This window comes from Halalkalibacter oceani, from assembly GCF_023715605.1.
Lineage (GTDB): Bacteria > Bacillota > Bacilli > Bacillales > Bacillaceae_D > Halalkalibacter > Halalkalibacter oceani.
This window is the reverse complement of sequence record NZ_JAMBOL010000038.1, coordinates 25,914-32,627: the sequence shown is the minus strand read 5'-3', so window position 1 is coordinate 32,627 and position 6,714 is coordinate 25,914. Positions and strand designations below refer to the sequence as shown.

7 protein-coding genes are annotated in these 6,714 nt (G+C 47.8%); 1 reads left to right on the top strand and 6 read right to left on the bottom strand.

What is annotated here, in order from left to right; translation table 11 throughout:
* Positions 1 to 110: 110 nt before the first annotated feature.
* From M3202_RS20645 to M3202_RS20630, 4 genes are all read right to left on the bottom strand, one after another.
* On the bottom strand, positions 111 to 1,394 hold the full coding sequence (locus M3202_RS20645; protein WP_251225107.1) for an amidohydrolase family protein: 1,284 nt from the start codon (positions 1,392 to 1,394) through the stop codon (positions 111 to 113).
* Positions 1,395 to 1,418: 24 nt separating this feature from the next.
* On the bottom strand, positions 1,419 to 2,702 hold the full coding sequence (locus M3202_RS20640; RefSeq protein ID WP_251225106.1) for a TRAP transporter large permease: 1,284 nt from the start codon (positions 2,700 to 2,702) through the stop codon (positions 1,419 to 1,421).
* Positions 2,699 to 3,196, bottom strand: a complete 498-nt coding sequence (locus M3202_RS20635) for a TRAP transporter small permease (protein WP_251225105.1) — start codon at positions 3,194 to 3,196, stop codon at positions 2,699 to 2,701. Before M3202_RS20635 ends, M3202_RS20640 begins: the two co-directional genes overlap by 4 nt.
* Positions 3,197 to 3,299: 103 nt before the next feature.
* Complete coding sequence (locus tag M3202_RS20630; protein ID WP_251225104.1) at positions 3,300 to 4,358, bottom strand: TRAP transporter substrate-binding protein; 1,059 nt, start codon at positions 4,356 to 4,358, stop codon at positions 3,300 to 3,302.
* A 260-nt stretch (positions 4,359 to 4,618) separates the two neighbouring features.
* On the opposite strand from M3202_RS20630, the gene M3202_RS20625 reads away from it, so the two are divergent.
* Complete coding sequence (locus M3202_RS20625) at positions 4,619 to 5,296, top strand: NAD(P)H-dependent oxidoreductase (protein WP_251225103.1); 678 nt, start codon at positions 4,619 to 4,621, stop codon at positions 5,294 to 5,296.
* A 242-nt stretch (positions 5,297 to 5,538) separates the two neighbouring features.
* On the opposite strand, the gene M3202_RS20620 is transcribed toward M3202_RS20625, so the two are convergent.
* On the bottom strand, positions 5,539 to 5,763 hold the full coding sequence (locus tag M3202_RS20620) for a hypothetical protein (protein WP_251225102.1): 225 nt from the start codon (positions 5,761 to 5,763) through the stop codon (positions 5,539 to 5,541).
* A 172-nt stretch (positions 5,764 to 5,935) separates the two neighbouring features.
* Positions 5,936 to 6,655, bottom strand: coding sequence for a 3-ketoacyl-ACP reductase (locus M3202_RS20615; RefSeq protein WP_251193660.1), 720 nt, complete (start codon positions 6,653 to 6,655; stop codon positions 5,936 to 5,938).
* Positions 6,656 to 6,714 lie beyond the last annotated feature (59 nt).

Sequence of the window (6,714 nt, the reverse complement as noted above, 5' to 3'; positions counted from 1 at the left end):
TAAAACCAGTTACTAAAAAGTACTGTAGGCTGGGCTACTAATCCACAGCGTTGCTTTTAGTATAGAAAACTATACTAAAAAAAGCACTAGAGGTAGCGAACCTCTTGTGCTTAATATACAAGGCTGGTAAATAAGCGGTTTTCATAAACGATGTCTCCGTTGATGATCACATCTGTGACAACATTTCCTTTCGCTGAATAAACGAGATGGGACAGCGGTGAAAAGGCCGGAATCATTTCTGGTTCATCCAGGCTCACCATAATAAGATCTGCCTTCTTCCCCGCTTCAAGTGAACCGATCTCATCTTCAAGGCCGATTGCCTTCGCCGCGTCGATCGTCGCCATTTCCAGCACTTTATCGGCGGTTAACGCTGTCGTGCTTAACGTATTCACTTTATGAAGAAGGGCGGCTGATTTCATCACTTCAAACATATCTAAATTATTATTGCTCGCCGCGCCGTCCGGGCCAATCGTGACAGTAACCCGGTTAGCGAGCATCGCCGGAACAGGGGCAACGCCGTCAGCCAAATATTGATTGGAAACCGCATTATGAGCAACATTCGTCTCTGTTTCAGCGAGGAGGTGAATCTCTTTTTGATTAATCCAGACACAATGGGCGAGCAGCAGATGTGGACCGAGTACGCCAAGATCATGCAAATATTCAACCGACCGCATTTGATAGCGGTCCTGGACGCTTTTGACCCGTTGGACGGTTTCGGCGAGATGCATATTCATCCCAACCCGATAGTGCTTGCTCACCTCGAACATCGCTTTAATCATTTCAGGACTTGCTACTGTTTCATTTAACGGCTCCACCCGCACCTTCATCCGGCCCGACGGATGATCATGATAAAGCTCGATGACACGAACCGCTTCTTTTGCCGCCTCTTCAACTGTTTCGTGTAACCGCTCCGGCGCCGGCCCCTGATCGATCGCCGTTCTTCCTAACACAGCCCGCATGCCTGATTCCAGCGCCGCATTCGCAATCCCATCGATCGCTTTCTTATCGTGATGAATAAAGTGACTGTCCACAAACGTCGTCGTTCCTGTTTGAATCATCTCCACCGCGGAAAGCTTCATCGCAGCATGGCTCTCCTCATAACCGACATGCATGGAGAGCGGAAACACGCATTCCCCGAGCCACTCTGACAGCGGGCGATCATCCCCCAGCCCACGAAAGAGCGTTTGGAAAATATGCGTATGCCCGTTAATCAGCCCGGGCATAATCAGCTTTCCTTTTGCATCAATGACGCGATCGTATTCCCTTTCCTGCTCCAGCTCTGCCGTTTTGCCGACTTTCACAATCCGGTCACCCTGCAACACAAGCGCTCCATCCTGATAAATCGCCCGCTCCTTGTTCATGGTGACCACATAGCCATGTTTAATTAAGATCATACGAACACTCCTTCTGTTGAATTTTTACGGATAGATCAGACGCGGGAGAAACATCGAGACATCTTCGACATAGGTGATGAGCGCGAGTGCAATCAGGCTGGCAGCCAAAAACGGCAGCGTCGAAGGGATCATTTTGGAAAAAGGAACGCCCGTTATTCCGTTGGCGACAAACAAATTCAAGCCTAACGGAGGAGTGAACATACCAATCGCTAAATTGGTCACGACGATTACGCCAAGATGAACCGGATCAATGCCTAGCGCCAGGCCGATTGGATAGACAAGCGGAGCCAAAATCATAATTGCCCCCGAGCCGTCCATAAACATTCCCGCAATGAGAAACACAACATTGACGAGCAGGAGAAACATCACCGGAGATGTGTTCATTTCCAGGACGAGATTCGCCAGCATCTGCGGAAGCTGCGCCGAGGACAAGATCCAGCCGAACGCCGCGGCAGCCCCTGTCAAAATCATCACTTGCGCTGTCAGTACAGCTGCTTTCACACTTGATTTGTACAGCTGTTTCACATTCATTTCCTTATAAATAAACATCGAGACAAAGATCGAGTAAACGACGGAAATGCCCGCTGCCTCAGTCGGTGAAAAGATCCCCATATAGATTCCGCCCAAAATGATAAACGGAATACCGAGAGCCCAGATCGCTTTAATTGTCACGCTGATAAACTGCTTCGGATTAAAAGGAACCTGCTCGGCAACGACCTGCTTATCTTTTTTCACACGGTACCAAACGTAAATGCCAAGCACGATCGTATAAAGAATCCCGGCCCCGATCCCGGCAATAAACAGCGACCCTATCGAAACACCCGTGGCGACGCCGTATAAAATCATCGTAACGCTCGGCGGAATGATAATCGCAACCGAGCTGCTGCTGCTAATCAGCCCTACCGAGAAACCACGGTCATATTTTTCCTTTTCCAGCTCAGGGTACATAATACCGCCTATTGCCGCGACAGTCGCCGGACTGGAGCCGGAAAGAGCACCAAAGAAGAGCGAAGAAAAGTGAGTTGTGAAAGCGGTGCCCCCCGGCATCCAGGAAACAAGCGCCTTTGACCAGTCCAAAAGCTTCCTTGCCATCCCGCCGTCAAGCATGACTTGTGCCGCGAAAATAAAGAGCGGCATCGCCATTAAACCAAACTGATCCAGCCCGCCGAATAAGCGCTGGGCGATAATCGAAGGAGAATTATCGGTGAAAAACATGATGGCAATCATACTCGGAAAAGCTAAACTGATAAAAATCGGCACACCGATGAACAAACAGACGAGTAACAATACAAATAATGCGAGAATCATAGAGCTTCCTCCTTACTCGGCTTATTCCCCGGCCGAAAAATGTAGTATATCTCCTGGATGTAACGGATCGTACAAAGAAAAAGGCCCAAAGGTAAAATCAAATAAGGAATGTACATCGGAATTTGCAAGGCCGGCGCCTTCTGAATAAAGCGCATATTTTGTTGAATAATTTCTAACGAATACCAGGCCATGGAAGCCGTAAAGATCACACAAATCAGATAGATACATAGCGTCAGCCATTTTTTCGCCTTGCCCTTTAACAAATTAAAAAGAAAATCGACGGAAATATGAGACCCTTGACGGACACAAATGCTCGCCCCGACAAAGGTCACCAGGATCATTAAAAACCGCACCATTTCCTCTGTCCAATTAATGCCGGTGCCGAACAAATAACGCAGCACCACATTGACGAGAATCAACAGCGAAACAATCAGAATCGCGCTGCCGATCACTACTTCTTCAAATCGATTTAACAGCCTGTTTAACAACTGCACTGATACTCACTCCCTCCACTCCAGATTCTTAAGTCTGAAAACAGCTTGGGGGCAGCGCAAAAGCCGAATTCCGACCTTTGGCTCCCCCCATCACCCGTTGATATTACTTGTTGTCCAAGCGCTCAATTTCATCCAGAATGCTCTGCATCAGATCTTCCCCGATGACATCCGTAAACTCGTCATAAACCGGCAATGTTGCCTGGCGCAGCGCCTCTACTTCTTCATCTGTAAGCTGAACGACTTCTGTCCCCAATTCTTCAAGCTCGCTAATATATGATTCTTCTTCTGCCTGCATCAGCAACCGCTGCTCATCGTTGGCATATTCCATTGCCTCACGCACAAGCTCTTGTAAATCGGCAGGTAACGACTCATAGAAATCTTTATTCATAATATTGTTGTAAATCATCCACGAATGATTCGTCATCGTCACGACATCCTGTACTTCATGCAAGTTCAGCATCACAAATGACTGATTCGGATTCTCCTGCCCGTCCACGACTCCCTGCTGCAAGGAATTGTACAATTCACTAAAGGCGATCGGGACCGGGTTGGCGCCAAGGGCCTCCATCGTCGAAATGACAATCGGAGCTTCCATAGCCCGGATCGAAGTACCGGCAAAATCGTCAGTCGTACGAAGTGGTTTATGAGCTGAAAACTGCTTCGGCCCGCCGCTCATATAACCAAGTCCGACAAAGCCCTGATTTTCCAAGTAAGAATCATACATTTCGCCGCCTTCACCATCCAACACGGCCCATAATACTTCTTCGGAAGGGAATAAGTATGGAAGGTCATTCAACGTCATTTCCGGAACAAAATTACTAATCATCCCAATCGGCTGCTGGGCAAGCTCAATTTGTCCGGCTTGGACAGATTCAATCGTTTCCCGCAAACTGCCTAATTGATTGTTTGGATAAATTTGGACTTCAATTCTTCCCTCTGACAGTTCCTCAATCTTTTCTTTAAATAAAACGGTCCCCTCATGCTGCGGCGTTGATTCATGCTGATTATGAGCATAACGGATGACGATCGGCTCATTGGATTCTGTTCCCTCTTCAGCACCTCCCGCATCTCCTTGAGAGGTTTCGCTCCCTCCACCTCCACAAGCTGCTAATAGAATGAATAAAATGAAAACTGAAACGAGAAAGCCATATTTCTTTCGCATATTCCTCTCACCAATCCTCTCTTGTTCTTATAGATGTCATTATAGGGGCTTTTTCGACAAATTATGACTAGTTTGATAGTTTATCTAACAGAGAATTTATAGAAAAAAACTAAAAATCAGATTACTAATTGTCTATTTCTATAATGATTCATAAAAACTTGTCCTTTTTTAATCATTCATAAGAAAGCAAATTAGTGGAAATGATGAAGGAGGATCGATTACACTCTTAACTGGAATCAACCAAAAAAGGAGAGATCTTGATGGAAGATAAAACGAAGCGAAAAGCCGATCTCCTTCATGCCTTTCAAGAACGGCACGCGACGAAGGAATTCGACCCGACTAAAAAGGTAGCGGAGGATGATTTTCATTTCATATTAGAAGCGGCCCGACTATCACCAAGCTCAGTCGGCTACGAGCCTTGGAAATTTGTCGTCGTTCAGAACGAGACATTACGCAATAAATTGAAGGAGATCACATGGGGAGCGCAGGGGCAGCTGCCGACCGCCAGTCATTTTGTGCTCATTCTCGCCAGAACAGCAAAGGATACTAAATACGACTCCGACTATGTGAAGAACCATATGCTGCATGTGAAAAAGCTGCCTCCGGAGCTGTTTGAAAAGGCGAAAGTCCGCTATAAAGCCTTTCAGGAGCATGATCTCAAGCTGCTTGAAAACGAGCGGACGATGCTCGACTGGGCCGGGAAGCAAACCTATATCGCCCTTGCCAATATGATGACAGCGGCCGCCTTTATCGGCATTGACTCCTGTCCGATTGAAGGGTTTGACTTTGACAAAGTCCAAGCTTTACTTGAGGAGGAACATTTACTTGAGGACGGACACTTGGCGATCTCCGCGATGGTCGCCTTTGGCTACCGCGCCAAGGAGCCACGCCCGAAAACACGCAAGCCACTGGACGAAATCGTCACATGGATTGAATGATTTGTCGCTGGATGTGGGAATACGTTATACACTAAAAAAGAGCTTGAGACAAAACTAGCTTTGGACCTACTGGCAATGGCTTCACACGCCACAAGCCCGTTATGAGAAACCCACTCACAACGGGCTTTAAAAGATCGTGGCGGTTCCGCTCATTGCTTAAAGGCTGTGACAATAGTTGCTCATCGAAGAGCGGCTGGCTCTAGTAGAATCTTGAAATAGACCTCCTCATCAAGTTGTGACGCTCAAGGGAGGTCTATTTCTTTTTGTCTGTCGAGTGTGAGGCCATCGACATAGTTCAGAATTTGACCGATATCCTCACTTGTGTAAATGACCCCTTCTACCCCAATGACAAGCAGGAGCGGTAACGGTGCTGTAATGTCAAAAGCAGAAACAAAGTCTGCCGCCGGGACATCATCCTGTTGCCGTAAACTTCCGAACCCAGTGATTGCCGGATGATCCAGAAGCATCGAAAGCTCTTCCCAGCTCGGGTCAATTACTCCTCCGCCTTCCCGGTGCAGCGTCGCAATATAATACTGTTGCGCCTCTATGTGTCTGTAGCCTCGCAGCCTTCACGCATACGAAAAAAACTTGTCCGGAAAAAGGCTGCTTTCCCCTTTCCTGGACAAGTTCGGTACTGTTTTATGGATTCGTTGACCATAATCCGGCCGATTTAATGAAAACGCGCGGGTGCAGCTTGAGCTGAGCGACAATGAATTCAGCCAAGTCTTCAGGCTGCATCACCTTTTCCGGATTGCCGTCGGTTAAGTTTTCCTTATAGGCGAGCTCAGTCGCCACCGTGCTCGGTGTAAGGGCAGTAACACGGATATTATGCTTGCGAACCTCCAGCGCGAGTGACTCGGTTAAGCCGAGCAAGCCGAATTTTGAAGCGCTGTAAGCACTTGTGACAGGTGCTCCTTTTTGACCGGCAGTCGAGGAAACATTAATAATATCGCCGCCGTTTTTCTCGATCAGCTGCGGCAGGACGGTACGGGTCACATAGTAAACACCGAGCAGATTGACATCAATCATCTGCTTCCATTCCTCCGGTGAAAGATCGAGAAAGCCGCCGAACTTCCCGGTACCGGCATTATTTATCAAAATATCAAAGGAGCCAAGCTCCCCTTGGACACGCTGCACAGCCGCTTCCACCTCTTCAAGCGAGGAAACATCCGCCGTAGCATAGGCTGCTTTTACCCCCAGCTGCTCAATTTCGGCAGCCACCTCTTTTAAATCCGCCTCTGTACGGGCAAGCATTCCGACATGAACGCCTTCTTTAGCAAGGGCAAGCGCCGTCGCCCGTCCGATTCCTTTTCCTGCTCCAGTTACAAATGCTGTTTTTCCAGCTATGTTTTGTCCCATGTGATAGCCTCCTTGATTTCCTTTTTCCGAGCCTCTATCATACAAAAATCCCTCTTTCA

Bases quoted from the DNA above. Each gene is read 5' to 3' on its own strand.
- M3202_RS20645 (WP_251225107.1), bottom strand. From the start codon at position 1,394: ATGATCTTAATTAAACATGGCTATGTGGTCACCATGAACAAGGAGCGG.
- M3202_RS20640 (WP_251225106.1), bottom strand. From the start codon at position 2,702: ATGATTCTCGCATTATTTGTATTGTTACTCGTCTGTTTGTTCATCGGT.
- M3202_RS20630 (WP_251225104.1), bottom strand. From the start codon at position 4,358: ATGCGAAAGAAATATGGCTTTCTCGTTTCAGTTTTCATTTTATTCATT.
- M3202_RS20625 (WP_251225103.1), top strand. From the start codon at position 4,619: ATGGAAGATAAAACGAAGCGAAAAGCCGATCTCCTTCATGCCTTTCAA.
- M3202_RS20620 (WP_251225102.1), bottom strand. From the start codon at position 5,763: ATGCTTCTGGATCATCCGGCAATCACTGGGTTCGGAAGTTTACGGCAA.
- M3202_RS20615 (WP_251193660.1), bottom strand. From the start codon at position 6,655: ATGGGACAAAACATAGCTGGAAAAACAGCATTTGTAACTGGAGCAGGA.